Genomic DNA, 26,956 nt, shown 5'->3' with positions numbered 1-26,956 from the left:
TGGCTAGAGGATGCAAGCTGGTCGTCATATGATGACTAGGAGCCTACCGAAATGACTCGCGAACACCGCCAAACCCGCTATCGCGTCGCTGGAATGGATTGCGCCAGTTGCGCAGCCAAGATCGATACGGCGGTTCGCCGCATGCCTGGCATCGAGGATGTAAAGGTCTCCGTCATGGCCGGAACCATGACGACCACGGACAATGGCAGCGCCGACCTTGACGCGATACGTTCCAAAGTCGAAAGCCTGGGCTACAAAGCGAATAGGGTGGCGGATGCAGGCCTGGAGAGCCGAGTATCCGGTGTTCCGGCGAACGACCATGAGCATTGCAGCCACGACGGCCACCATCATGGCCATGACCATAGTCACGACCACGACGACCACGGTCATGGTCAAGAAGATCGAACCAGCGCAGTGCAGAAAAACGCGAAGGCTTCAACCGGCGCGCATGGCCATGACCACGGCCCGTTGGACGGTCCCTGGTGGAAAACCTCCAAGGCTCAATTGACCATCATATGCGGCCTCGCCCTTGGTGCCGCATTCCTAGCCGGTCAGATGCTTCCGCAGACCCAGCCCTGGGGCTTCATCATCGCGATGTTCGTAGGGCTCATACCCATCGCGCGCCGCGCCTACATGGGTGCGATCAATGGCAGCCCGTTCTCCATAGAGACCTTGATGACGGTCGCGGCTATCGGCGCGGTCATCATCGGAGCCACCGAGGAAGCGGCCGTGGTCGTCCTCCTTTTTCTGATTGGAGAGTTGCTCGAGGGCATCGCTGCCAGCCGCGCCCGCGCCAGTATCACGGCGCTGGCCGATCTCATGCCCAAAACCGCACTGCTCGAAGTGGATGGCGAGACCCGTACCGTGCCTTCCGACAGCTTGTCCGTTGGAGCATTCATTCTGGTGCGGCCCGGCGATCGCATTTCCGCCGACGGGGAGGTGATCTCTGGGGATAGCGCCGTCAACGAGGCGCCGGTTACGGGAGAATCCGTGCCAAAGCGTAAGGAGGCTGGCGACATGGTCTATGCCGGCACGGTCAACGGCGAGGGTGTGCTGCGCATCCGCGTCACCGCGACCAGCGCTGACAACACCATCGCGCGAGTGATCGCGTTGGTCGAGGAAGCTCAGGAATCAAAAGCGCCCACCGAGCGCTTCATTGACCGGTTCTCCAAATACTACACCCCGGGCGTGATGGTGTTCGCACTCCTCGTCGCCATCCTGCCTCCACTGGTTGCGGGCGAGGATTGGGGCACATGGGTTTATCGTGGATTAGCGGTTCTTCTCATCGGTTGTCCGTGCGCTCTCGTCATCTCGACGCCCGCTGCGATCGCCGCCGGACTTTCGGCGGGGGCGCGGCGCGGTCTGCTGATGAAGGGCGGCGCCGTCCTGGAAAGCCTGAGAAAGATTGACCTTGTTGCCTTCGACAAGACCGGCACCCTGACCGAGGGCAAACCGCAGGTGACCGACATCGTCGGCATCGGCCGGGATGAACGGGAAGTGTTGCGGCTTGCAGCCGCGCTCGAGGCGGGATCGAGCCATCCGCTGGCCGTGGCCATCCTCGCGCGGGCCGATGTGGAGGTTGTCCCCATCCGGCCTGCCGACGATGCCGGCGCGGTCGGCGGCAAGGGTGTGGTTGGGTCGCTGGATGGCGTTGAGCTGTTCTTGGGCTCGCCGCGGGCGGCACGAGAGCGCACCGAGCTGGGTGCAGAGCTCGACGGCAAGATCGCGGCGCTCAATGACGCGGGCAAGACCGTCTCGGTTCTTCTCGCCGGCGGAGAAATCGCCGGGCTGATCGCCATGCGCGACGAGCCGCGCGAAGATGCTCGGGCGGGTATAGGACGGCTCAAGGAGCTTGGGGCGGGCGCTCTCATGTTGACCGGCGACAACACGCGAACTGCAAGCGCCATCGCCGCCTCGCTCGGCATGGAGGCGCGGGCTGAGCTGCTACCGCAGGACAAGCAGAGGATCGTGGGCGAGCTGCGCGGCACTGGTCGCGTCGTCGCCAAGGTGGGAGACGGCATCAACGATGCGCCCGCGCTGGCCGCAGCCGATATCGGCATCGCCATGGGCGGGGGTACCGATGTGGCGCTAGAGACGGCTGATGCCGCTATCCTGCACGGCCGGGTGACGGACGTGGCCAACATGATCGGGCTGTCGCGCGCGACCATGAGCAACATTTTCCAGAACATCACGATCGCGTTGGGACTCAAGGCGGTGTTCCTGGTGACGACGGTGCTCGGCATCACCGGCCTTTGGCCAGCGATCTTGGCTGACACCGGCGCCACGGTCCTTGTCACTGCAAACGCCATGCGCCTGCTCGTATGGCGGGGAATCGGACGCGAGGCCTAATGAAGTTCCCCGTCGCATTATACCTCGTGCCTGGCCTTGTCGGACTGGATCTCGCAGCGAAAATCTGGGCGTTGGGCGCGTTGGACGTTTCGGATCCGGCAATCGCCCTGATGCCCGGCCTCTCACTGAAGCTTGCTTTCAATTCGGGTGTGTCGTTCGGTTTTTTTTCCGGTTCGCCGTTCCTTGTGCTGATCGTGACGGCCGTGCTCGTCCTGGCTTTGACGATCTGGTTTTTCCGCACGTCGTCTTCGCTCGACGCGCTTGCCTTGGGCTGCATCATCGCCGGCGCGGTTTCCAATCTGGCGGATCGGGGCGTCCATGGCGCCGTGACGGATTTCCTGGCGTGGGGCCCGCGCGACTCTCCATTTTTCGTCAACAATCTCGCCGATATCTGGATCACGGCAGGCGTCTTGATACTGTTCGGAGGGCCAATGCTCCGCTCTATCGGATCGAGGAGGCCGAAAACTGCAAAATGATTTCGCAAGCAATGTCGTGATCGTCGCTTTCGCAGCCATTGATCATATGGCGCCGCTCATGCATGGCGGCTCCATCATCAACGACGGTGCCAGCCTTTTCGTAACGGGTTGGCCCGACGATCTTGTCGCGGCGACCGCCTTGCGAGAAGCTAGAACACCCCAAGGCTGCCGGATCCTAGTTTCCCTAGAACCGCATGATGCTCGATCGGCGTGCCAATGTCCTCGATACCGACGTATTGGTCATCGGCGCGGGTCAGGCTGGGCTGGCCGCTGGATATCACCTGGCGCGGAACGGGGGACAGTTCGTCATCGCCGAGCGAGAGGGACGCGCAGGTGCGAGCTGGCTTCGCCGCTACGAGTCGCTCACCCTGTTCACCCCGCGTCGGCTTGACCAACTGCCGGGATTGTCACTCAAAGGGGACGCCGGTGGCTATCCAACACGCGGCGAGTTCGCGGCGTATCTGGATGCTTACGCCAAAGCCTATCACCTGCCGATCCGATATGGTTTTCCCATAACAAAGCTAGAGCGGTTTGATGGTGGCCGGTTCCTTGCGTCCGGGCCAGGGCCTGAGCTCATTTCGGCTCGCGCGGTTATCGTTGCAACGGGCGGATTCCAGGTGCCGGTGGTGCCGGCTCTCTCAAGCGGATTGGACCGCAGTGTCGTTCAACTCACGCCCGAAACATATTGGAATCCAGGGAGCGTTGCGCAAGGCCCGGTTTTTGTCGTCGGTGACGGCGCCTCTGGCCGCGACATTGCGGCTGAACTGAGTCTCCTTCACACCGTCCTGCTCTCTGGTGGTCGCCGCCGTCGGTTGTTGCCTGAACGGATCTTCGGGGTGAGCATCTGGACTTGGCTGGCAGCAACCGGGTTGCTAAGAGCACCTGCTGAATCGCTGTTGGGGCGTAAGATGCGGGAAGCCGATCCTTTTCCCAACCGCAGCCGAAGTGACCGACACCTCCTAGACAGGGGCGTGGTCCGAAAGGCCCGGCTGATCGGGGTGCACGGAAATCGCGCCCTCTTTGCGGACGGCACCTCGGCTGACGTGGGAGCCGTAATTTGGTGCATGGGCTATCGGGATGAATTCGGCTGGCTGGCGATCGAAGACGCGAAGGATACCTCAGGGAACGTGAAACACGATAAGGGCCATAGTCCCGTGGCTGGCCTGTTTTATGTCGGAAGGCCGTGGCAGCGCAATCGGGGCTCCGGTCTGGTGCTCGGTGTTGGCGAGGATGCCCGGCTCATCGTTGCGGCGGCCATGAGATTGTGAGGACGCTGATAACCTGCAAGTGAAGATGCGATGGAACAGGACAAAACGGAAGAAAACAAAGCGCGTAGTTCATCTCGCCCCTTGGTCCTTGGGACAGGACTTGTTGCGGCGGTGGCGGGCATAGCCGCAGCAGTCTGGATCAGCAATGGCACTTCGGCCTCCAGTTGCCCCGTAAGGGCAGAAGCGGTCCAGTCGATCGATGAAGTGGCCCGGGGTGAACTGGCCGCGCTCATGGCCTCCACCCAATGGCGTGACTATTCCGACATCGCCTTTCAGGATGCCGACGGTAACCCTATCACTCTGGTGAACTTTGCCGGAAAGAAGCTGTTGATCAATTTCTGGGCGACATGGTGCGCGCCATGCCGGGAGGAAATGCTGTATCTCGACGCCCTCGAGGCGTCCTATGGCGGCGACGATTTCGAAGTTGTCGCTATCAGCCTCGACATGGGTAGCGAGGGTCCGGCTGCCGCTAGGCTTTTTCTCGATGAAATTGGTGCGGATTACCTGAAGCTCTTTGCCGACCCCAGCTACAAGCTCTTTGAACGCTTGCGCAATGACGGGGTGACCCTGGGTCTCCCGGCCACTGTCCTGGTTGATGAAGAAGGCTGCGAACTGGCCGTTCTGCAAGGCCCGGCCAAATGGGATAGTCCCGATGGCCGCAGGGTCATCGAGACGCTGCTGGAGATATGAACCGCGGTAGCGACCTTCTCGGTCAATCTCATTCGACGTTCGGCACTCCTCACTCCCTCGGCAATCTGGTGACCTCTGGATTTCCGTTTGTTTAAAACCGTTAAGCTTTCCAAGCTATCCTGGTTACCATGTTTGGTTCCGCGCGCGTACTCGTTGCTTTCATTGCAGTTGCTGCCGTAGCGCTGAGCTTTTTCATCGCTCAGGGAGGACAGGCGCTCTCCCACAGCAGCCAGTTTCCGCTCGCCACGGAAATCCTGATGGAGACCGCTTCCGTCTCGCATGACGAGCGCCACGGACAATCCAGCCATGATCATCCCGCCGGTTGGCACGAGCGGCATCACCATTCGAGTTCAGAAGATCATTCTCACGGCTACGGGTTAACAGCCTCTCAGCAACTGCCATTTGTCCTCACCGGTCAACGCGGCCGCCATCCCGCGAATGCGGTCGGCCTCGGCAAAGCCCAGTATGAGCTGAAACGTCCACCACGAATTTCCGCCTAAGCGAAGAAGCGGGTTCTGGGCGGTCGCGCCGTCACTCTGCTTCTTCCTGAAGTGTGGCCGTGTTCCGGCCCTGTCTCAGTAAAAGCGGAAATCACTATGTGGCTGGACATGCCCTCTGTGCGCGTATCGTTCGCGCGACTCCATAAAAGCATTGCTCATAGCTATGGAAGAATGTGTCGCGACGGCTGGGTAGAGCGGCTGTCTCAGAGTATTGCTCTGGTTTCGATTATCGCGCTGGTGGCGTTCGTCTCGGGCTGTGCGACAAATTACTATCCTATGAAAGGGGATAGCAGCCCTCATCCCGGTGTCGCGCGCGCGCATACGCTGCCCATTCATGGGATAGACGTGTCTCGACACCAAGGTGAAATCGACTGGCAAGCCGTAGCGCGAGCGGGCACTCGCTTCGCATTCATTAAGGCGACGGACGGCGGAGATTACCTGGATCCGCTGTTTCAACAAAATTGGCGGCTCTCGCGCGAGGCGGGAATACCTCGCGCCGCCTATCACTTTATGTACTGGTGCAGGACTGCGGACGAGCAGGTCGCGTGGTTTGCTGCGAACGTGCCGCCAGATCCCGACGCCTTACCCCCTGTCCTCGACCTTGAATGGAACAACGGTTCTCAATGTCGGCCGACGCTTTCACGCGACGAGGTTTTGGAAAAAGTGCGCATCATGTTGGCCGGTATGGAGGCACACACCGGTAAGGTACCGATAATCTACACCGATATCAATTTTCATCGCGATATACTTGAAGGCGTGCAGCTCGACAACCCGATGTGGCTTCGTTCCGTCGCAGCCGAACCGCTTGAACGCTACCGCGACCGCCCTTTCACGTTCTGGCAGTACACCCAGACAGGAACCGTCCCAGGCGTCCGAGGAGATGTCGACCGCAACGCTTGGTATGGCAGCGAAGCGGAGTGGATCCAGTTCTTTTCGACCGGGTGCGATCCGCGTTCGTTTCAAAGACTTGCGGCCCAAGGGCGATGCGCAGCAAGCAGATGATTAGGCTTTGGGCGCCTGCAATCGCCGGGGTGTTGGAGCCTCACATGCCGCAGAAGCTTCATATCGACAGCGCGCTTTCGATGAATTTGCGAGACGTGCATTGCCCTGGGTTGCAGCTTGGCATCACGTTTGTCGAGCGTGGGCGCAGTCATGTCGTCAAATGCCATTTGGCGATTGATTGGCAGAAATGTGCGTTCTTCCGCAATTTTGGTCTAGCCCTATTCAGCAAGTATTTTTGCGATCGGCTTTCTGCTCCTGCGCTCTCTCGCAAGTTCGGCTTGAAATACTCTCTGGCTCAGTTGTCCTGTTCAGACTTGCAATCGAATGTGGAGCGAGCCGTGTCAGGTACCAAGATCCTTTGGGGGCAGCTCATTACCGTTTTTGGCATTGTGCTCATATTTCTTTGGGCCGGTACCCAATGGGTGGCGTTCCGTCTGGGTTTCCAGGCACAACTGGGTGAGCCGTGGTTCGATATCTGGGGTTTGCCGGTCTACACACCGCCCGCCTTGCTCTGGTGGTGGTATTTCTTTGATGCCTATGCGCCCGGCATCTTCTTCGAGGGTGGGTTGATCGCGGCAGCAGGCGGCATCGTCGCAATCTGTATAGCCGTGTTAATGTCGGTCTGGCGCGCCAGAGAAGCCGAGAATGCCGAAACCTTCGGCTCCGCGCGCTGGGCAAAGCACGAAGATGTGAGGGCTGCGCGCCTACTCAACCCCGATGGGGTCGTGCTGGGCCAATACCGACACGACTACCTCCGGCACGACGGGCCGGAGCATATTCTCTGCTTTGCGCCGACGCGGAGCGGAAAAGGGGTGGGGCTTGTGATCCCCACCCTGTTGACCTGGCCCGGCTCTGCCATCGTGCACGATATCAAAGGGGAAAATTGGACGCTGACCGCGGGTTTCCGCGCTGGGTTCGGACGTGTTCTGATGTTCGATCCAACCAATCCCATCTCGGCCGCATACAACCCATTGCTGGAAGTGCGGCGCGGGGAATGGGAAGTCCGCGACGTCCAAAACATAGCGGATATTCTGGTCGATCCCGAAGGCAGCATGGAGAAAAGAAACCACTGGGAAAAGACAAGCCATTCGTTGCTGGTTGGTGCCATCCTGCATGTGCTCTACGCGGAACGTGACAAGACATTGGCGGGGGTGGCGTCCTTTCTGTCCGATCCACGGCGGCCCATCGAATCCACTTTAGCCGCCATGATGACGACACCCCATCTTAGCAAGGGCAAAGTGCACCCGGTCGTCGCCAGTGCTGCGCGAGAGTTGCTCAACAAATCCGACAACGAGCGCTCAGGGGTCTTGAGCACGGCCATGAGCTTTCTCGGGCTCTATCGCGATCCTATTGTCGCAAAAGTCACTTCGACCTGCGACTGGCGCATAGCCGATCTGGTTTCTGGCGAACAGCCAGCCACGCTCTATCTGGTTGTGCCTCCCTCGGATATCGCTCGCACCAAGCCTCTAATCCGACTCATTCTCAACCAGATTGGTCGGCGATTGACCGAGGACCTGTCTGGGGTAGCGGAACGTCAACGGCTGCTCTTGCTGTTGGATGAATTTTCGGCGCTGGGGCGGCTCGATTTTTTTGAAAGCGCGCTCGCCTTTATGGCGGGGTATTCGATCAAGGCATTCCTGATCGCTCAGAGCCTCAATCAAATAGAAAAGGCCTATGGTGCAAACAACGCCATTCTCGACAATTGCCACGTTAGGGTTAGCTTTGCGACCAACGATGAGCGCACTGCCAAGAGGGTTTCCGACGCGCTAGGCACGGCCACAGAGATGCGGGCGATGAAGAACTATGCCGGACATCGCCTGGCACCCTGGTTGGGCCATCTGATGGTATCCCGCTCGGAAACCGCGCGGCCTCTGCTTACGCCGGGGGAGATCATGCAACTCCCTCCCGACGAAGAAATCGTCATGTTGGCCGGCACACCGCCGATACGCGCGCGCAAGGCGAAGTACTACGCCGACGAGCGTTTGATGGCCCGCGTGCTGCCGGCGCCCAATTCGGTGCCCGATACCGGAGCAGAGAAACCGCATGATTGGTTGGCTCAATCCCTGGCTCCTGCGACGGACGGTATGAGCATCGTCGACCAGACGCAGGCCGCAACAGAGGAAATCGATCCAGCAGCCACCATCCGTCAAGACCCGGGGCCGCGCTCGCCCGAGGAGGTCGTTCCGGTACCACAGCGCCCGCACAACGAGTTCGAACCGGACGCAGCCACGGTAGAGCGAGATGCTACCGCTGCCCGCAACCGAGCCCTAACCCAGACCATGCGGCAGGCCGCGCGCCAAGTCGATATGAACCCCGATGACGGAATGGGATTCTGAGCATGTCACGTCCGGAGAAAAAGCAGAAGCTCACCGTCTATCTCGATCCCGATCTGATGGCCGCGCTCGCTGACCTATCATCGCGCCGCAAGCACTCCCTCTCTCTAGTTGCCGAGGCAGCCGTCGCCTCTTTCCTTTCTCCGGACGCCGAGCAGCGGCGCGAAGCGGCTTTTGCAAAGCGGCTCGATCGTCTCGACCGCCGCATCGGTCGCCTGGAGCGTGACGTTTCCATCTCGAATGAAGCCTTCGCTCTGTTCATGCGCTCTTGGCTCGCAGCTACCCCGCCGTCGCCCGATGCTGCTCAGCCGGCCGCCCGCGCTCAGGCTGCCAGCCGCTACGATCAGTTCCTGGAAGCACTCGGTCGGAGGCTCGCGAGCGGGCAAACGGTCCAGCAAGAAATCGCCGATGACATACGTACACCTTCAGGAGGCGAACACCATGAGCGGTCGTAGCGAGATCTATTCCCCCCTTGGTCGACGGCTCTGCCTATGATCATAACTCTCCGCCATCTTTACTATATGAGCCTCGTTGCCCGGACCGGGAGTTTTCGCAGCGCAGCCGAAGCCGCGGGGGTGAGCCAGCCCGTTATCTCCGACCAAATAGCCGCCATCGAGAGTCACTATGGCGTCAAGCTGTTCGAGCGCCGTCAGGCCGGCGCCCGCCCCTCCACGCTCGGCTGGGACTACATACAATCGGCCGACCGCATCCTATGCGAGTTCGAAAGGATGGAGGAACGTGTGAAGTCGGGCGCTGAGGGACACTACGGTACCCTATCGGTCGGGTACTACAAATCCCTGGCGAACGGCGCCCTGCGTGCCGCGTTCAGGTCCATGATCCGGTGCTACCCAGACGTCCGCCTCGTTCCGGTCGTCGCAGGTCTCGACGATCTGGAGCGCGTGGTGCGCAATGGCGCCCTCGATCTCGCGGTTTTGGCGACCGAAGCGGGCGGCTATGATGATCTTCGGCTCCTGCCGCTCTGGTCCGACCGTGTAGTGGCGGCATTGCCGGAGCACCATCCGCTCACCGAGAGAGACCACCTCTACTGGACCGATCTCCTCGGTGAGAAGTTCCTGTTCAGCCGCCACAATCCAGGTCCCGATCTCGCCGACATGCTGACCGCCAAGTTGGCGTCGCCTGGCAGGCGTCCCGAAATCGACATCATGGAGGTCAATCGCGAGGATGTGTTGAACTTCGTCGGCATAGGCGCCGGGGTCAGCCTGCAATGCGAGTCCGCGATTACTCCCGGAATCGGCGTTGCGTTCCGCGAGGTACGGGAGGGAACAATGGTCTCGCGCGTCGGCTATTCCGCCTGCTGGCGCGAGGACAACGACAATCCGGCTCTCAATGTCTTTCTCGAAATCCTGCGCAATGGCAGCCGGCACGAGTTGGACGGATAGGGGCCTATCCCCCCAGCGCCGAATCGCCACCTGTCGAACATTGCGAAAAGGCGACGTCAAACTGTCTATCGCGAGGGTGGCCGCAGGTATCGATCTACGCCCACGCAAGTATTTTTTCGCTCCCCTATGACCGCCCATAGTCCGCTATTGCACGCCCCCATTTTCCGGTTTTCTTGATTGACCCGTTGCCGTCCGCATGGGTCGCGGACGGACTGAACGGGGCCGATCATGGGCAATCCAGTTTCCGCCATCTCCGCTTCTTCGCGCGGCGCACGCATGCTGCGCACCGCCCTCGGACCAGTCATCGGCGCGCTGCTTTCCGATCCGGCTGTCATCGAAGTCCTGCTCAATCCTGACGGCCGCATCTGGGTCGATCGGCTGCGCGACGGGCTGGCCGATAGCGGCGCGACGATGAGCGCAGAGGATGGCGAACGCATCGTTCGCTTGGTCGCGCACCATGTTGGCGCGGAAGTTCATCCCGGAGCGCCGCGAGTCTCGGCCGAGTTGCCCGAAAGCGGCGAGCGCTTCGAAGGCTTATTGCCACCCGTCGTCATCGCGCCAAGCTTTGCCATTCGCAAGCCTGCGGTGTCGGTTTTCACCCTGGAGGATTATGTCCGCACAGACATCATGTCTGCGTCCCAGGCCGCGTTTCTCAGCCGTGCCGTTTCCGAGCGCCGCAACCTTATCGTGGCCGGTGGCACATCGACTGGCAAGACCACTTTGGTCAACGCGCTGCTCGCGGAAGTCGCCAAAACCGCTGACCGCGTGGTTCTGATCGAAGACACGCGGGAACTGCAATGTCCTGCCCCCAATCTGATCGCGCTGCGCACTAAGGATGGCGTGGCGTCTTTGACTGACCTGGTGCGCTCGGCACTACGCCTGCGGCCCGACCGTATCCCAATCGGAGAAGTCCGCGGGCCCGAGGCCCTGGATCTGCTCAAGGCATGGTCGACCGGCCACCCCGGCGGCATCGGCACGCTCCATGCGGGATCGGTGCAGGGCGCGCTTCGCCGGCTCGAGCAATTGATCGCCGAGGCCGTGGTCACGGTCCCGCGCGCGCTGATCGCCGAAACCGTGGACGTCGTTGCCGTCCTCGCCGGGCATGGCCCCTCACGAAAGTTGGTCGAACTCGGCTTCGTCGCGGGGCTCGACGCGGCGACCAGCGACTACCTGATCGTGCCGGCCGTTGACTGCAAATCCTCCCGCTCCCCCAAGAAAGGACTTCTGCCATGAACCACGGCCGTCCAGCGCGTCCTTTGTGCGCGCTCCTCTCCCGCTCCTCGCTTGCCATCGCCTTCACGGCGTTGATGCTGGCTCCGTCCTATGCCGCTGGTTCCTCAATGCCCTGGGAGGGTCCACTTCAAACCATTTTGGAGAGCATAGAGGGTCCCGTGGCCAAAATATTTGCCGTGGTCATCATCATCCTCACCGGCATCGGCCTTGCTTTCGGCGACACTTCGGGCGGCATCCGCCGGTTCATTCAGATCGTGTTCGGCCTGAGCATCGCCTTCGCGGCCAGCTCTTTCTTTCTGTCGTTCTTCTCCTTCGGCGGCGGTGTGGTGGTGTCCGGTGGCGTGACGGTGATCTGATGGAATCCACCGTGCCCATCGCCGGCTATTTCGTGCCCGTGCATCGCGCCGTCACTGAACAGATCCTCATGGGCGGCGTGCCGCGTGCGATTGCGATCACCAACGGGACGTTGGCCGCAGCGATCGGGCTGGGACTTCAGCTCTGGGTCGCTGGTCTGGTGATCTTCGTCCTCGGTCATTCGGTGGCGCTCTGGGCGACGCGCCGCGACGCGCAATTCGTCGACGTCGCGCGCAGGCACCTGCGCTACCCCGGCTATCTTCGTGTGTGAGGAGAGATCGCGATGCTCAATCTCGCCGAATACCGCCGCAAGGGGCGCCTGCTTTCGGACTATCTGCCTTGGGCTGCCTTGATCGCCCCGGGCGTGGTCTTGAACAAGGACGGGTCGCTCCAGCGCACCGCCCGTTTCCGGGGTCCCGATCTTGACAGCGCCACCCCCGCCGAGCTGGTCGGTACGACCGGGCGGCTCAACAATGCGCTGAGGCGCCTCGGCTCGGGCTGGGCGCTGTTCTTCGAGGCGCAACGCCATCCCGCCGGCGACTATCCCGAGAGCCTGTTCCCCGATCCGGCCTCGGCGCTGCTCGACGCCGAGCGCAAGGCCCAATTCGAGGAAGCGGGCGTGCTGTTCGAGAGCAGCTATTTCCTCACCTTCGTCTGGCTGCCACCCGCCGAGGAAGCCTCCCGAGCCGAAAGCTGGCTCTATGAGGGCAAGTCCAAGTCCGGCATTGATGCTCACGACCTCCTGCACGGCTTCATCGACCGAACCGACCGCGTGATCGGCCTGCTCGACACTTTCATGCGCGAGTTGGCCTGGCTCGATGACGGCGAGACGCTGACCTATCTGCACTCGACGATATCGACCAATCGCCAGAAGGTGCGGGTGCCGGATGTCCCTATGCATCTCGACGCGCTTCTGGCCGATCAGCCGCTTGTGGGCGGCCTCGAGCCGCGCCTGGGCGATCATTTCATTCGCACTCTCACCATCATGGGATTTCCCGCCGCGACCTTTCCCGGAATATTGGACGACCTCAATCGCCTAGCCTTCCTCTATCGCTGGTCGACCCGTGCCATTATCCTGGACAAGACCGACGCCACACGGCTGCTGACTAAGATCCGCCGCCACTGGTTCGCCAAGCGCAAGTCAATCGGCGCGATCATCAAGGAGATCGTCACCAACGAGCCCGCCGCGCTGCTCGACAGCGATGCCGCCAACAAGGCGATGGATGCCGATTTGGCGCTCCAGGAATTGGGGTCGGACGCCATTGGCGAGGCGCTGGTTACCGCGACCATCACCGTCTGGGATGCCGATCCCACCATCGCCGCTGAAAAGCTGATGCTGGTCGAGAAGCTCGTGCAGGGCCACGACTTCACCGCCATCCCTGAAACCCTCAACGGCATCGAAGCCTGGCTCGGCTCGATCCCCGGTCAATGCTACGCCAATGTGCGCCAGCCACCGATCTCGACGTTGAATTTGTCGCACATGATCCCTTTCTCGGCGGTCTGGGCGGGGCCGGACGCGGACAGCCACTTCAACGCGCCGCCCTTGTTCTTCGGCAAGATCGACGGCGCTACGCCCTTCCGCTACGCGCTCCATGTCGGCGACGTCGGACATACCCTTGTGGTCGGCCCTACCGGGGCGGGCAAGAGCGTGCTTCTGGCGCTTGTGGTCGCGCAATTCCGCCGCTACGAAGGCAGCCAGGTATTCGGTTTCGATTTCGGCGGCTCGATCCGGGCGGCCTGTCTCGCGATGGGCGGCGAGTGGTTTGACCTTGGCGGCACGCTCTCGGAGGACCTCGACGATCTGGTCGCGCTGCAACCGCTCGCCTGCATCGACGAGGACGCTGAACGCGCCTGGGCTGCCGAATGGATCGCCGCCATCTTTCGCCGCGAGGGCGTAAGCGTCACCCCCCAAGTCAAGGAGCTTGTCTGGACTGCCTTGGGATCACTGGCGACCGCGCCGGTCGAGGAGCGTACCATCACCGGGCTGGCGGTCCTACTCCAATCGAATGACCTCAAACTGGCGCTCAAGCCGTATTGCGTCGGTGGACCCTGGGGGCGGCTGCTCGATGCCGAGGCCGAACATTTCGGCGACACCTCTGTTGTGGCATTCGAGACGGAAGGGCTGCTCGAGACAGGAGCCGCGCCCGCCGCGCTGGCTTACCTGTTCCACCGCATCACCCGTCGCCTCGACGGCCGGCCGACCCTCATCATCATCGACGAAGGCTGGTTGGCGCTGGATGACGAGGGCTTTTCCGCCCAGCTCATCCAGTGGCTGATCACCATGCGCAAGCTCAACGCGAGCGTCGTCTTCTCCACCCAGTCGCTCAGCCAGATTGAGGGCAGCGCCCACGCCATTAAGATCGTCGAGAGCTGTCCCACGCGCATCCTACTGCCCAACGATCGCGCGCTGGAGCCCAAGATCGCAGGCATCTATCGCAGCTTTGGGCTCAATGATCGTCAGATCGAAATCGTGTCCCGATCTGCGCCGAAGCGCGACTATTACATGCAAACGAGGCACGGAAACCGGCTGTTCGAGCTGGGTCTTGGCCCGATCGGTCTTGCGCTTTGCGCAGCCTCCGACCGCAGCGATCAACCGCTGATCGCCAGCATCTATGCCAAGCACGGTCGCGACGGCTTCCTTGCCGCCTGGCTCGAAGCGCGCGGGCTCACCTGGGCTGCCGAGCTGATCCCCGATCTCACCAACCGTGTCCCAGATCCGAAGGAGGACAAACATGACCGATGACCCCCGCATCGTCACGACCGCGCGCGGGACGCGCGCGCTGCTGCCCGAGACGGAAGGGCACGACACACTCGACATTCCCGCGCTCGACGCGGCCCTGACGCTCGACATCGCCGCTCATAAGCGCCGCCGCCGTATCGACGGCATCCGGTCAGTCCTGCTTCGTGCCGGGGCGATCGCCGCCCTTGTTGCCGCGACCGCCGGGAGCATCGCTATCCTCGCGCCTGCACCGGCCCACGCCTTCATCTTCGGCCCAAGCATCGTCTTCGATCCGACCAACTACGGCGAGAACGTCCTGTCTGCCGCCCGTGCCCTCGAACAAATCAACAATCAGATCCTGAGCCTTCAGAACGAAGCGCAGATTTTGATCAACCAGGCGCGGAACCTGACCGCATTGCCGACCTCGCTGCTCTCGGACATCCAGGCCAACCACACCCGCATGCAAATGTTGCTGCGTCAGGCCGAACGGCTCGCCTATGATGTGCAGTCCATCGAACAGGCATTCCAGCAATCCTATTCCGGCTTCGCTGCCGGTCAGACCGATGCGCAACTCGTGGATCTCGCCCGTTCGCGCTGGCAGGATTCAGTCCAAGCCTTCGAGCATGCCTTGCAGGTCGGCGCCGGCGCCGTCGGCAATATAGAGGATCGCCAGTCCCAAACCGGGCGATTGGTCGATGCCAGCCAGTCGGCGGTCGGCGCCTTGCAGGCTGTCCAGGCCGGCAACCAGCTCATCGCGGTTCAATCGGCGCAGCTCGCCGATCTGACGGCACTCCTCGCCGCGCAGGGAAGGGCGGACGCCATCGAGCAGGCACGGCATGCGGCCGAATACGAGCAAGCTCAGGAGCAGTTCTCGCGCTTCATGTCCGGCACACCCTATCAGCCCCAGCCCGTGCGGATGTTCGGAAACTGATTATGCGCCTACACCCCGGAGACAGCACGTTCGCACAGCTGGTTCTCATCGTCGGTTTCGTCACAGGCATCGCCGTGGCGACTCTGATCATGCACGAGCGCGCGGCAGAGCAGAGCATCGAGGGCGAGCTAGCCCGTTCATTGCCTGCTGCCGGTGATCCCGAGCTGATCCGCTGCCGCGACCTCGGCACAGCGGCGGCCGAGGACGAAAGCTGTCTTGCGGCCTGGTCCGAGGAGCAGCGCCGCTTCTTCGGGACACCCCAGACACCGCAATCGGTTCCGCCCGCTCTGCCCCCTGCCGGCGGGACCGAAGAGGAAGCGGTTGATGCACAAGCCGTAGGGATGGAGGCCCAATGAATAACACCGGCGTCATCGATCGCTTCCTCGACACGTTCACGACCTACATCGACAGCGGGTTCGGCCTGCTAGGTGGGGAGGTCGCGTTTCTCACCGCAACTCTGATCGTGATCGACATCACGCTCGCCGGACTGTTCTGGGCTTGGGGCGCCGACGAGGACGTCATCCAGCGCCTAGCGCGCAAGACTCTCTATATCGGGTTTTTCGCCTTCATCATCGGCAACTTCAACAGCCTTGCCCAGATCGTCTTCCAGAGCTTTTCCGGGCTCGGGCTCCTGGCGGGCGGTTCGCAGATCACCCCCGACCAGCTCCTGCGGCCCGGTGCCATTGCCCAGACCGGCCTCGACGCCGCGCAACCGCTGCTCGACTCCGCGAGCCAACTCCTCGGCTTTCCTGCCGTCTTTTTCAATCTCGTGCAGATCGTCGTGTTGCTCATGGCCTGGATCATCGTGCTCATCGCCTTCTTCGTTCTCAGCGTGCAGGTATTTGTCACCCTGATCGAGTTCAAATTGACGACCCTGGCTGGGTTCATTCTCATCCCTTTCGCGCTGTTCAACAAAACAGCCTTCCTCGCCGAAAAAGTCTTAGGCAACATCGTTGCCTCGGGCGTCAAAATCCTCGTCTTGGCGGTCATCGTCGGCATCGGCTCGGGCCTTTTCGGCGAGTTCACGCAAGGGTTCGGTGGCGACCAGCCCACCATCACCGATGCTATGGCGCTGGTCCTTTCCGCACTCGCCCTGATGGGCCTTTCCATTTTCGGCCCGGGCATCGCTACCGGCCTTGTCTCGGGCGCCCCGCAGCTCGGTGCGGGATCGGCCGTCGGCACAGGCCTCGCCGTGGCCGGCATCGGCGCCGCCGGCTTCATGGGCGGCCGCGCGCTTGCCGGCGCCGTTCCGGGTGCTGCGCGCGGAGCCGCGACGGTCGGGGGCGCAGCATCCACTGCCTATTCCATAGGCGCTGAAACTACCGGCAAAACCGGTAGCGCAGCAATTCCCGCTGGTGCAGGCGGCATGATCGGCGCGGGCAGCGCGCTCGCTGGCCAAGGTCTACGAGCGATGGAGCGACGGGCTCTTGGCGCCCTGCGCACGAGTGCTGACACCGGCGCTAACGCGGTGCGCCGAGCCGCCGGACAGACTGTTCCCGACGGTGCCGGTTTCGTCGACTCCGGCGGTAGCCAGTCGTCCTCACAACCCGAATGGGCCGCTCGTATGCGCAGATCCCAGACCATGAGCCAGGGCGCCACTACTGCAGCCCATGTTATCCGGTCCGGCGATCAGGGCGGTGGCGGCTCTTCCGTTTCCCTCCAGCAGGACGACCGCCGATGATATCGCTCTTCCGACGTCCCCAATCCCATTACGGCGAAACGCCCGAACCTGAGACACCATATCAAAAGGCCGGCCAGGTCTGGGACGAGCGGCTCGGCACCTTCCGCGTGCAGGCCAAGAATTGGAGACTGATGGCATTTGGATGCCTGTTGCTCACCCTCGGCTTTGCCGCTGCGCTGGTCTGGCAATCAACGCGCGGCACCGTTGTGCCCTGGGTGGTCGAGGTTGACCAACACGGCGAGGCCCGCACCGTCGCGCCCGCCATCGCCGACTATAATCCCACCGACGCGCAGATCGCTTCGCATTTGGCGCGATTTATCGAGCAGGTCCGCTCGATCTCGGCCGACGCCGTGGTCGTACGGGAAAACTGGCTCGACGCTTACAACTATACCACCGATCGTGGCGCCATGGCGCTCAATGACTTCGCCCGCTCGAGCAATCCCTTCGAGCGCGTCGGCCGCGAGCAGGTCGCCGTCGAGGTGTCGAGCGTCATACGTGCCTCGGAGAGTTCATTCCGCATCGCTTGGACCGAGCGCCTTTACGAGAATGGTCAGCTTGCTCGCACCGAACGCTGGACCGCCATCCTCACTACGGTCATTCGCCAGCCCCGCACCGCCGATGCCCTGCGCGCCAACCCACTGGGCCTTTACGTCAACGCCATCAACTGGTCGAGGGAACTCGGACAATGACTATCGCAAACGCCTCTCGCCTCAAAAAATCCGCTCCCCTGCCGACTGTTTTTGCCCTTACCCTGGCACTGACGGGCTGCGCCACAAACCGCACCTACATCCCGCCGGAGATCGACTATGATGACATGGCCCCGGCAGTGCTCACTGTCGATCCGCCAGCGCCCGTGCAAGTGGTCGAGCTGCCGACGCCGTTGCCGCTGCCGGGTCAGCTTCGCCCTCTCGATGGGGAACGCGAGCCCGATAATCGTGATCCGGCCGATCGTGTACTCGACGCCAATGAGGAAGCGCGGATGGAGCCGACCCAGGACGGTTACATCAACGCCGTGCAGGTCTATCCATACTCGGCTGGCGCGCTCTATCAGGTGTACGCTGCCCCCGGCCAAGTTACAGATATCGCCTTGCAGCCTGGCGAATCCCTGGTCGGCGCTGGCCCCGTTGCCCTTGGCGATACCGTGCGCTGGATAGTCGGGGACACCGAGAGCGGAGCTGGGGACGCAAGGCAAATCCATATTCTCGTGAAACCCACAAGGCCCGATATTCGGACCAATCTGATCATCAACACCGACCGCCGCACCTATCTGGTCGAGCTCAATTCGGCTGAAACCGCCTACATGGCGCAGGTGTCGTGGCAATATCCCCAAGATCAACTCATCGCCCTGCGCCAGCAGAATACCCAGGCACAGGCCCAGACGCCGATCGCCGAGGGCGTCGATATCGCCAGCCTCAACTTCCGCTACGCCATCGAGGGCGACAGCGCGCCGTGGCGACCGCTGCGCGCCTTCGACGACAGCCAAAGGGTGTATATTGAGTTTCCGTCCGGCATCGCGCAAGGAGACTTGCCGCCGCTGTTCACCATCGGCCCGGCCGGTGGCACCGATCTGGTCAATTACCGGGTGCGCGAAAACTACATGATCGTCGACCGGCTGTTCGCGGCCGCCGAGTTGCGTCTTGGCGACGGCAACAGTCAGCGCATCGTCCGCATCGTGCGCACCGATGGGCGGCGGCCATGAGCGATGCGCCGGATATCCGCGCGGAGCTGCGCCTTCAACCCGAGAAGCCGAGGGTCACGCGGCTCTCTCGCCGCGTCATCATCGGCCTTGCCGGCGTTTCGGGCGTTGCAGTGCTCGGCGCGCTGATCTGGGCGCTCGACACCAACCGACGCAGCACCGATCCGGGGCAGGAGCTTTTTAACATAGACAATCGCCCGACCGCCGAGGGGTTGAATACGCTGCCCTCCGACTATGCAGGCATTCCCCAGCTCGGCCCGGCGCTGCCCGGCGATCTCGGCCGCGCCATCCTTGAAACCCAGGACCGCGGCCAGCCCGTCGTGGTGCCGTCTTTCCAGCCTCCAGAGATTGAAAGCGAGGAGCAGGCGCGCCTTGCCGAGATCGAATCCGCGCGGCTGAGCCAATTGTTCGTCGGCGCCAATACCGCCGTCCCGACGCAGAGCCTGCCATCGCTGCCGCAGCTCACCATGCCCGATCTGATCGCGCCGGTCGCCGCGGCGTCCCCGCTGCCGCTCGACGCCGGCGCCGCCCGGAACATGCAGGACCGCAAGCTCGATTTCCTCACCGGCGAGGTCGATACGCGCGCCGTCAGCGACCAGCAGCTCATGTTGCCCGCATCGCCCTATCTCGTACAGGCCGGGGCGATCATACCGGCGGCGCTCATCACCGGCATCCGCTCGGACCTCCCAGGGCAAATCACGGCCCAGGTGACGAGCCCGGTCTATGACACGCCGACCGGGCGATACCTGCTCATCCCGCAGGGCGCCCGCCTAATCGGCCGGTACGATAGCCAGATTGCCTTCGGCCAGTCCCGCGTTCTCTTGGTCTGGGATCGGCTGATCCTGCCCAATGGGCGCTCGATCCTGCTCGACAACCAGCCCGGCACCGACACGATGGGCTTTGCCGGGCTCGAGGACGAGGTGGACTTTCATTGGGGCCGCATCTTCCAGGCTGCTGCTCTCTCGACGCTGCTCGGGATCGGTACGAACCTCGGATCGTCGGGCGAAGAGAGTGAAATCGCTGCCGCCATCCGCGAGAGCGCCCAGGGTGCGGCGCAGGACGTCGGCCAGCAGATCGTGCAGCGTCAGATCAACATTCAGCCGACCTTGACGATCCGGCCCGGCTTTCCGGTTCGGATTCTGGTCAACCGCGATCTCGTGCTTGAACCCTATCAGGGATAAGGAGACACTCGTGAGCAAGCTCAAGCTCGGCCCTATCGTTGACGAGAAGCCCGTCAAGCTCACCGTAGAACTGCCCGCCGCCGTGCATCGCGATCTGGTCGCCTATGCCGAAGTCCTGGGGCGCGAAACAGGTCAGGACGTCCCTGAACCGGCAAAGCTCATTGGTCCGATGATCCAGAAGTTCATGGCTACGGACCGAGCGTTTGCGAGGGCGAGAAGGTAAACGCGCTGGAGCGGTTCTTTCCGCATCCGGCAGAATGGCGCCGCGCGCAATCAAGACCCCGCTGCGGCGATTGATGCAGCAACATTCGAAATCGCGTGGAAGAGGACCAACGGATCATCCTTTGAGGGGATGAATCCTCGCCGCGACCAGAAGGCGGCCGCATCGCTATCGACCGCGTTGACGATCAACGCACGTCCTCCGATAAGCGACGCCGCCGCGACACAGCGCTGAAGCGCGTGCTTGACGAGTCCGGTCCCGATGCCCCGGCCACGCCAACCTTCATCAGTTGCGAACTGGCCGAGCAGCAGACAGGGCACAGGGTCGGGAGGCTGGCCGGTGCGAATGGAACGAGGGAGCCGCGACGGCACGATGGCCGTCGGTGCCAGGCCATAGTAACCGACGACCCGCTTGTTCTCATGCACGACGATGACCGCCGTGAACCCCTTTTCCTGGTTCGACAAGGCCCGTGTCGTCAGCCACCGATCCAGCGCTGGCTTGCCACAGGAAAATCCCGATACGTCATGCGATGAATTGAGCGGTTCGGGGCTGGAAAGCGGCAAGCCTCATTCCCCGGACTTGGCTTCGTCTTGTTCCCAGGGCGAGGGACGACGCAGCAGCTCCACCATCTCGGGAATCGCCGTAGCGGGGCCGGAAAGGGCATCGAGGAACGCATCGAAGCCCTCGGGGCTCATGCGGATCGGCGCCGCCTCCATAAGCACATCCTCCGCCGCGCGCACGGCTGCCTCCCGCACGAAATCCGTGCGCGAACGCCCGCGCAGCGTCGCGGCGCGATCAATGATGGCGATGTCCGTCTCTGGTAGGCGCATTGAAAGCGGATGATCCTTGCGTTCAGCAATGGGTGGCATGGCGATACTCCTTCCTGCCGAAGATACGAGATTGTAGCGCATATTGCAATACAGAAACCGCTGGCGGCGCAGATGCCATTCGGGCCAAACGACGACCGCATCGCGTCCGCGCCAACGATCACCCAAGCGCCTCGGCGAGGCGGCTTGCGATCTTGGTCGCGGCGGCCTTGATCGGGTCATTCGCCAAATGCGCGTACCGCGCCGTCGTTTGTATCTGCGTATGGCCTAATAGCTTCCCGATCATCGAAAGACCCTCGCCCACGACCAAGCCGCCGGACGCGAAGGTGTGGCGCAGATCGTGGATGCGGACATCCTCGAGCTCGGCCAGCTTGCGTATGCGTCGCCAAGGCCGCTGCATGTCTGTGAGATACGCGCCGGGCCTCTTGCCGACGATGACGAAGGGGTTGCCGGCCGCCTTCGGCACCTTCTTGAACACGTCGATTGCGGCCTCGCCCAGATAGACCGACTTCGCTCCGGTCTTGCTGTCAGGAAGCCGGATCTCCATCTCATCGAGATCGACCCAGGCCCATTTCAGCTTCTGGATCTCCGAAAGGCGGCAGCCCGTCAGGAGCAAGAGGCGAAACGCTGCGACGGCATGCGCGCTTTCGGACCCGTCCTGCTCGACCTGAATGAGCACCTTACCGAGCCGCGCCAATTCGTTCCCGGACAGGAAGCGGGTTCGCTTGCGCTCGGGGAAATGGGCAACGTCGTCGCATGGGTTGGAGTGCTTGTCGCGGACGCCCCAGACCTCAGCGAGGTTCATCATTTTGGAGAGCACTCCCACGGTGCGGTTGGCCTGGTAGGGAATGTGCGACATGCCGCCATGCAACTCCGCCACATCGGCCGTCGTGACGCTGCGCACACGCTGCTTGCCAAAGAAGGGGTTGATGAACAGCTCGACCGAGCGCTTGTATTCATATTGCGTCGATGGCTTGCACCGTACGGCGACGTGCTCTTTCAGGAATCGCTCGCCGAGCGCTACCATCGTCAAAGACTGGCGCTCCCGATCACGCGCCGCCGCAGGATCGCCGTCGCCGCCCCGAACACTGCCGAGCATGCGCAGCGCCTCCCTCCGCGCCTCATCCGCGGTGATCGGCCCGAATTGGCCGATCATCACGCGACGGGTGCGGCCGTGACGCCGATATTGAATCAGGAAGTAGCGGTGGCCGCTGGGCATGACCCGAACGCCGAAACCTGGCAGATCGTTGTCGAAGACGATATAGTCCTTGTCGCGCCCGGTCAGCTTATCGACCGTCCGCTTCGTCAGCTTTTCCTTGGACATGGGGTTTCATCCTGGCCTTCATTCGATGGATCGCCGGGATTTTGTGGAAGCATACTGGAAGCAGCAGGCGAAAAATCACGGCGTAGGGGATCGAAGTTGATGTTAGGCGGGATGAAGGGGAAATCAAGCTATTTCAGGGACTTGTCGTAGTAGTTCGAAAGAATACAAGCTGCATCGTAGATGGTCGTAACTATCGTTTTATTTCTCATAACCTGAAGGTCGCAGGTTCAAATCCTGCCCCCGCAACCAATCTTTTCGTCAGCGAATAAAGCCGCCCCGCAGGGCGGCTTTTTTTGTGCCCGTCGGTGCCGGCTCGCTTACAGCTGCTCGTTCTGGGCGCCGGAATTGGGGCGGGCCTTGCCCAGGCTTGGCTGTTGGCCCAGGGGTTCGACATTTTCCACGACCGAGAATTCCGAGCGTCCGTCCAGGGAGGGGCCCGAGGTCCAGCGGCCTTCGGGGGTGGGTTCGTCGATCGAGGTGTTGAGGAAATAATAGGAGTGCGCGGTCGCCTCGTGCTCGGTGGGCGTGGAATTGGGGATCGGAAGCTGCTTTTCGAGCCCGCCCAATTCCTCGATCACCGCCAGCCATTGCTGCTGATGCATGGTGTCGCGGGCGATGAGGAAGCTCAGCATGTCCTTCATGCCGGGGTCGTCGGTCATGTTGTAGAGCCGCGAGGCCAGAACGCGACCGCCGGCTTCGGCGGTGGCATTGGCCAGCATGTCGGCGCCGATATTTCCCGTGGCGTAGACATGGCTCATGTCGAACGGCACGCCGTTGGCGTTGACCGGCATGGCCGAAAGCCCGGACGAGAGGATGTGGCGCGGATTGGTGCCGGCGAGAATCGCATTGACCACCGGGTCCTGGGCGGCTTCCTCCTGCAGCGAGAGCGGCGCGCCCTCGAGGTTGAGGGCCACGGCATGGCCGAGAAATTCGATATGGGACAGTTCCTCGGTGGCGGTCATCATCAGCAGGTCGCGATATTTGGCATCGCCCCGCGCGCCCATGGCCTGGAAGAAATACTGCATGGCGACGCGGATCTCGCCCTCGATGCCCCCGATTGCCTGCTGCAGATGGCGGGCAAATTGCGGATTGGGCTTATCCACGCGCACTTCGTATTGCAGCTTTGCCGAATGGTGAAACATGAATGCTCTCCTGGTTGAACTCGTGGCTCAACCAGGGGCGCGCTGTTTCGTTCAATCGGCGAGGCGGGCGCTAACACCGGTCAAGTCGATTCGATGCTAAAGCCGGCCCGCCGCGATGATGCGTTCGAGAAATTTCCGCGTGCGCGGATTTTCGGGGGCCGAGAACAGCTTTTTGGGCTCCCCTTCCTCGACGATGCGTCCGCCATCGAGAAAGCAGACCCTGTCGGCCACCTCGCGGGCAAACCCCATTTCGTGGGTGACGATCACCATGGTCATGCCCTCGCCCTTCAAGCGCCGGATGATGGCGAGCACGTCGCCCACAAGCTCGGGATCGAGCGCCGCGGTCACCTCGTCGAGCAGCAGCACTTCGGGCTTGGTGGCCAGTGCCCTGACGATCGCGACGCGCTGCTGCTGGCCGCCCGAAAGCTGTTCGGGATAGGCCTTGCCGAATTCTCCCAGCCCGAACGCTTCGAGCAATTGCTGCCCGCGCGCGGTGGCTTGGTCCTTTCCGATCCCGTGCACCTTGATGGGCGCGAGGGTGATGTTTTCCATCACGCTCATATGGGGAAAGAGATTATAGGCCTGGAAGACGATCCCGACCTTGCGGTAGAGCCCATGCCGGCCCCAGGCGGGATCGTCCACCGACACGCCGTCGAGGGCGATGGTGCCGTGGTCGTATTCGGTGAGCTTGTTGATGCAGCGCAGAAGGGTGGACTTGCCCGAGCCCGAGGCGCCGATCAGGCAGACGACCTCATGGGGCGCGACCGAAAGGTTCACATCGTCGAGCACCAGCGTCTCACCATAATATTTGGTGAGCCCGGAAATTGTTACGCGAGGCTGTGTCACAAAACCCCCTGCAGGCGGCGTTGGCGGTCCTTGCGGGCGATGTAGTCGGTCAGCCGCGCCATGGGAATGGTGGCGAGAAGGAACAGCAGCGCCGCAGCGATCAGCGATGAATAGTTGAAGGTCTGGGCGGTATAGATCTGCGCTTCGCGCACCGCGTCGCGCACCCCGATTACCGAAAGCAGCGCAACGTCCTTTTGCAGCGCGACGGCGAGGTTGAGCAGCACGGGGATCACGTTGCGCACCGCCTGGGGCAGAATGGCGTAGCGCATGGTCTGCCATTGCCCCAGGCCCAGCGCCTTGGCGGCGGCCCATTGGCCGTCATGGACCGCCTCGATCCCCGAGCGGTAGATCTCGGCCGAATAGGCGGCATAGGAAATCACCATGGCGGTGGCCCCCCAGAAAAGCGCCGAATTGGGCAGGCCGGGCAGATTGAGCGCGGGAATGCCGAAGCCGAAGATCAACACCAAAAGCAGCACCGGCAGGCCGCGGAAGATATCGATATAGACGACCGTGAATACGCGCAGCGGCGCGAACCAGGGGCCGCTCAGCGCCCGGAACAGCGCCAGCACCAGCCCCAACGCCATGATGCCGAAAAGGCAGATCACCCAGATCTGGATGTTGAGCCAGAAGCCGCGCAGAACCTGGGGAAAGGATGCGGCCATGGCGCCCAGATCGAAGAACTGGCGCGCGATGCGCGGCCATTGCTCGGCCGAGGTGACGGTCACGGCGACGATGCCGAAGACCAATAGCACCATGGTGATGGAGATCAGGGCAGGGACGAAACGCTCGGTGGCGCTCAGTTTCTTTTTGGCCGGGGGAAGCGGACGGCGGGAACCCCCATCGGGGTCCCCGCCGGTCGAACCTTGCGGCGATACGCCTAAACTCATTGAGTGATAACCGGCAGGTCGGGGTCTGCGATCAGATACTCGGCGACCAGCGCATCGATAACGCCTTCGCTCTGAAGCGTGGCGATCGCCTCGTTGACCCATTCGACCAGTTCGTTGCCCTGCTCGAAGATCAGCCCGTGGCCGTAGTCGTTCTCGTCATGGGGCAGGATGGCGGCGATTTCGGCGTCGGGCACCTGGACGGCGGTGAGATAGAGCGCGGTGGCCAGTTCGGTCGCGACCGCGTCGATCTGGTTGCCCTGGAGCGCCTGGAACAGCCCGACCTGGTCGTTATAGACCGCCGCGTCATCGACCCCGATGATCTCGGCGACATAATCGAGATCGGTGGTGCCCAGCATCACGCCCCAGCGCACATCGCGCAGATCCTCGAAGGTCCGCGCCTCGCTCACCGGGGAACCGGGCATGGCGACCACGGCCTTTTCGGGCAGGTAATAGGGATCGGAGAAGGTCGCGATCTGGCTGCGTTCCTCGGTCACCGAAATCTGCTGGATGCCGAAATCGTAATTCTTGGCGCCCGGCGCGATCGCCTGATCGAAGGTTTCGCGCACCCAGACAACGTCCTCGCGGTCGAACCCCATCTCCTCGGCCAGGGCATAGACCAGGGCGCTTTCGAAGCCTTCGCCATTGGAGGGATCGTTGTCCATCATCCAGGGCGGGAACACCGGATCGGAGGTTGCGACTGTGAGCTTGCCGGGGGTGAACAGCCGGGGATCGTCCGGCGTGTTTTCCTGGGCCTGTGCGGCGCCCGTGGCAAGTGGAACAAGGAGCGCCACCAAAAGGGCGGTCCGGCTGGGTGTCATGGTCCCCGACATGGTTGTTTCCTCGCGTCCAAGGGATGGGAAGCATCAAAGCGTGCGATATTATCGGGGTGAAGGTGACTCGCAAGCGTTTTGCGTGGAATGTTGGTCCCGATCGTGAAGGGGATTTGGCATATGAGCATACGCGGCCTCGATGGCGTCGCCGCTTTCCTGCGGGTTGCCGAGCGGCGCAGCTTCCGCGCCGCCGCCCTCGATCTGGGCGTTTCGGCCTCCGCCGTCAGCCAGGCCATCAGGGCCCTTGAGGCACGGGTGGGTGTGGCGTTGGTCGCCCGCTCGACGCGCAGCGTGGGGCTGACCGAGGCGGGGGAGAAATTTCTCGCCCACGCCGCGCCGGCCATGGCCGATCTCGCCGCCGGCTTCGAGGCGGCGCGGTCCCTGGGCGACCGTCCGGCCGGGCTTTTGCGCCTTACCGTTCCGCGTGCGGTGGTGGGACCGGTCATCGAACCGGTGCTTGCCCAATTCTGTGCCGCCCACCCGGAGGTCGAAATCGAGATCGTCGCCGATTCGGGGTTTGTCGATATCGTGGAGGCCGGGTTCGACGCCGGCATCCGGCTCGCCGAATCGCTCGATGCCGATATGATCGGCGTGCGGCTCACGCCGCCCTTCCGATTTTGCGTCGTTGCAAGCCCGGCCTATCTCCAAGCCCATGGCACGCCGAAACGTCCCGAAGACCTCGCCAACCACCGCGCCATCGGTTTCCGCCAACGTTCCTCGGGCGCCATCTATCGCTGGGAGTTCAATGAAGGGGGGCGCGAATTCGACATGGCGGTGCCCGGCCAGGTGATCGTCAACGACGAGGCGCTGGTGGTCTCGCTCGCGCTCAAGGGGCTGGGGCTTTCCTATGTAGCCGAGCCGATCGTCGCCCCGCACATCGCGGCGGGTCGGCTGGTGCCGGTGCTCAAGCCGTTTTGGCCGGAAAGCCCCGGCATCTTCCTTTACTACCCCAGCCGCGCCCAGACGCTTCCCAAGCTCAGGGCCTTTGTCGAGCACATGAAACGCTCGCGCGAGGCGATAATCGCCGCCAATCCATTGTGAAGCACAGCTTCACGGCTCGTGCCGAT

28 protein-coding genes are annotated in these 26,956 nt (G+C 62.5%); 21 read left to right on the top strand and 7 right to left on the bottom strand.

Translation table 11 applies throughout. The annotated features are described in order from the left end of the window. Positions 1-51: 51 nt before the first annotated feature. From NO932_RS16305 to NO932_RS16210, 20 genes are all read left to right on the top strand, one after another. Positions 52-2,349 (top strand): heavy metal translocating P-type ATPase, encoded by a 2,298-nt coding sequence (locus tag NO932_RS16305; RefSeq protein WP_309208406.1) that lies wholly within the window; start codon positions 52-54, stop codon positions 2,347-2,349. Further along, positions 2,349-2,825 (top strand): signal peptidase II, encoded by a 477-nt coding sequence (gene lspA / locus NO932_RS16300; RefSeq protein WP_309208404.1) that lies wholly within the window; start codon positions 2,349-2,351, stop codon positions 2,823-2,825. The genes NO932_RS16305 and lspA overlap by 1 nt, the downstream gene beginning before the upstream one ends. Positions 2,826-3,019: 194 nt before the next feature. Continuing rightward, positions 3,020-4,093, top strand: coding sequence for an NAD(P)-binding domain-containing protein (locus NO932_RS16295; protein ID WP_309208403.1), 1,074 nt, complete (start codon positions 3,020-3,022; stop codon positions 4,091-4,093). 30 nt (positions 4,094-4,123) lie between these two features. After that, positions 4,124-4,783, top strand: a complete 660-nt coding sequence (locus NO932_RS16290) for a TlpA disulfide reductase family protein (protein WP_309208402.1) — start codon at positions 4,124-4,126, stop codon at positions 4,781-4,783. 128 nt (positions 4,784-4,911) lie between these two features. Continuing rightward, positions 4,912-5,283, top strand: coding sequence for a hypothetical protein (locus tag NO932_RS16285; RefSeq protein ID WP_309208401.1), 372 nt, complete (start codon positions 4,912-4,914; stop codon positions 5,281-5,283). A 171-nt stretch (positions 5,284-5,454) separates the two neighbouring features. After that, complete coding sequence (locus NO932_RS16280) at positions 5,455-6,285, top strand: GH25 family lysozyme (protein ID WP_375142892.1); 831 nt, start codon at positions 5,455-5,457, stop codon at positions 6,283-6,285. Positions 6,286-6,623: 338 nt separating this feature from the next. Beyond that, on the top strand, positions 6,624-8,621 hold the full coding sequence (locus NO932_RS16275) for a conjugal transfer protein TraG (RefSeq protein ID WP_309211074.1): 1,998 nt from the start codon (positions 6,624-6,626) through the stop codon (positions 8,619-8,621). A gap of 2 nt (positions 8,622-8,623) precedes the next feature. Next, positions 8,624-9,073 carry a CopG family transcriptional regulator gene (locus NO932_RS16270; protein WP_309208398.1) on the top strand — a complete coding sequence of 150 codons (450 nt, stop codon included), beginning with the start codon at positions 8,624-8,626 and terminating at the stop codon, positions 9,071-9,073. A 36-nt stretch (positions 9,074-9,109) separates the two neighbouring features. Beyond that, positions 9,110-10,018 carry a LysR family transcriptional regulator gene (locus NO932_RS16265; protein WP_309208397.1) on the top strand — a complete coding sequence of 303 codons (909 nt, stop codon included), beginning with the start codon at positions 9,110-9,112 and terminating at the stop codon, positions 10,016-10,018. A 228-nt stretch (positions 10,019-10,246) separates the two neighbouring features. Next, the gene (gene trbB, locus NO932_RS16260; RefSeq protein ID WP_309208396.1) at positions 10,247-11,251 is read left to right on the top strand and encodes a P-type conjugative transfer ATPase TrbB; all 1,005 of its coding nucleotides are present in this window, start codon (positions 10,247-10,249) and stop codon (positions 11,249-11,251) included. Next, positions 11,248-11,607, top strand: coding sequence for a TrbC/VirB2 family protein (locus tag NO932_RS16255; protein WP_375142775.1), 360 nt, complete (start codon positions 11,248-11,250; stop codon positions 11,605-11,607). The genes trbB and NO932_RS16255 overlap by 4 nt, the downstream gene beginning before the upstream one ends. Then, positions 11,607-11,876 (top strand): VirB3 family type IV secretion system protein, encoded by a 270-nt coding sequence (locus NO932_RS16250; RefSeq protein WP_309208395.1) that lies wholly within the window; start codon positions 11,607-11,609, stop codon positions 11,874-11,876. The genes NO932_RS16255 and NO932_RS16250 overlap by 1 nt, the downstream gene beginning before the upstream one ends. Positions 11,877-11,888: 12 nt before the next feature. Continuing rightward, positions 11,889-14,348, top strand: coding sequence for a conjugal transfer protein TrbE (gene trbE, locus NO932_RS16245; RefSeq protein WP_309208394.1), 2,460 nt, complete (start codon positions 11,889-11,891; stop codon positions 14,346-14,348). Further along, entirely contained in the window at positions 14,338-15,255 is a 918-nt protein-coding gene (trbJ, locus tag NO932_RS16240; RefSeq protein WP_309208393.1) for a P-type conjugative transfer protein TrbJ, read from the top strand. Before trbE ends, trbJ begins: the two co-directional genes overlap by 11 nt. A 2-nt stretch (positions 15,256-15,257) precedes the next feature. Continuing rightward, entirely contained in the window at positions 15,258-15,611 is a 354-nt protein-coding gene (trbK-alt, locus tag NO932_RS16235; protein ID WP_309208392.1) for a putative entry exclusion protein TrbK-alt, read from the top strand. Next, entirely contained in the window at positions 15,608-16,936 is a 1,329-nt protein-coding gene (gene trbL / locus NO932_RS16230; protein WP_309208390.1) for a P-type conjugative transfer protein TrbL, read from the top strand. The genes trbK-alt and trbL overlap by 4 nt, the downstream gene beginning before the upstream one ends. Further along, positions 16,936-17,625, top strand: a complete 690-nt coding sequence (gene trbF, locus NO932_RS16225) for a conjugal transfer protein TrbF (protein ID WP_309211072.1) — start codon at positions 16,936-16,938, stop codon at positions 17,623-17,625. Before trbL ends, trbF begins: the two co-directional genes overlap by 1 nt. Continuing rightward, positions 17,622-18,635, top strand: coding sequence for a P-type conjugative transfer protein TrbG (gene trbG / locus NO932_RS16220; RefSeq protein WP_309208389.1), 1,014 nt, complete (start codon positions 17,622-17,624; stop codon positions 18,633-18,635). The genes trbF and trbG overlap by 4 nt, the downstream gene beginning before the upstream one ends. Then, positions 18,632-19,813: a TrbI/VirB10 family protein gene (locus NO932_RS16215; protein WP_309208388.1), complete on the top strand. Its 1,182-nt coding sequence runs from the start codon at positions 18,632-18,634 to the stop codon at positions 19,811-19,813. The genes trbG and NO932_RS16215 overlap by 4 nt, the downstream gene beginning before the upstream one ends. 10 nt (positions 19,814-19,823) lie before the next feature. Then, positions 19,824-20,036 (top strand): DUF2274 domain-containing protein, encoded by a 213-nt coding sequence (locus NO932_RS16210; protein ID WP_309208387.1) that lies wholly within the window; start codon positions 19,824-19,826, stop codon positions 20,034-20,036. A gap of 50 nt (positions 20,037-20,086) precedes the next feature. On the opposite strand, the gene NO932_RS16205 is transcribed toward NO932_RS16210, so the two are convergent. From NO932_RS16205 to NO932_RS16175, 7 genes are all read right to left on the bottom strand, one after another. Then, positions 20,087-20,596, bottom strand: coding sequence for a GNAT family N-acetyltransferase (locus tag NO932_RS16205; protein ID WP_309208386.1), 510 nt, complete (start codon positions 20,594-20,596; stop codon positions 20,087-20,089). 3 nt (positions 20,597-20,599) lie between these two features. Continuing rightward, positions 20,600-20,902, bottom strand: a complete 303-nt coding sequence (locus NO932_RS16200) for a DUF1778 domain-containing protein (protein WP_309208385.1) — start codon at positions 20,900-20,902, stop codon at positions 20,600-20,602. A gap of 118 nt (positions 20,903-21,020) precedes the next feature. After that, positions 21,021-22,184, bottom strand: coding sequence for a tyrosine-type recombinase/integrase (locus tag NO932_RS16195; protein WP_309208384.1), 1,164 nt, complete (start codon positions 22,182-22,184; stop codon positions 21,021-21,023). Between the two features lie 317 nt (positions 22,185-22,501). Then, a complete protein-coding gene (locus NO932_RS16190) occupies positions 22,502-23,326 on the bottom strand; it encodes a manganese catalase family protein (RefSeq protein WP_309208382.1) in 825 nt (274 codons plus the stop codon). A 96-nt stretch (positions 23,327-23,422) separates the two neighbouring features. Continuing rightward, positions 23,423-24,172 carry an amino acid ABC transporter ATP-binding protein gene (locus tag NO932_RS16185; protein WP_309208381.1) on the bottom strand — a complete coding sequence of 250 codons (750 nt, stop codon included), beginning with the start codon at positions 24,170-24,172 and terminating at the stop codon, positions 23,423-23,425. Further along, complete coding sequence (locus tag NO932_RS16180) at positions 24,169-25,059, bottom strand: amino acid ABC transporter permease (RefSeq protein ID WP_309208380.1); 891 nt, start codon at positions 25,057-25,059, stop codon at positions 24,169-24,171. Before NO932_RS16180 ends, NO932_RS16185 begins: the two co-directional genes overlap by 4 nt. Beyond that, on the bottom strand, positions 25,056-25,889 hold the full coding sequence (locus NO932_RS16175) for an ABC transporter substrate-binding protein (protein WP_309208379.1): 834 nt from the start codon (positions 25,887-25,889) through the stop codon (positions 25,056-25,058). The genes NO932_RS16180 and NO932_RS16175 overlap by 4 nt, the downstream gene beginning before the upstream one ends. A gap of 120 nt (positions 25,890-26,009) precedes the next feature. On the opposite strand from NO932_RS16175, the gene NO932_RS16170 reads away from it, so the two are divergent. Then, positions 26,010-26,930 carry a LysR family transcriptional regulator gene (locus NO932_RS16170; protein ID WP_309208378.1) on the top strand — a complete coding sequence of 307 codons (921 nt, stop codon included), beginning with the start codon at positions 26,010-26,012 and terminating at the stop codon, positions 26,928-26,930. Positions 26,931-26,956: the final 26 nt, after the last annotated feature.

It is taken from the genome of Pelagibacterium sp. 26DY04, from assembly GCF_031202305.1.
GTDB lineage: Bacteria > Pseudomonadota > Alphaproteobacteria > Rhizobiales > Devosiaceae > Pelagibacterium.
This window is presented reverse-complemented; position numbering and strand designations above follow the sequence as displayed.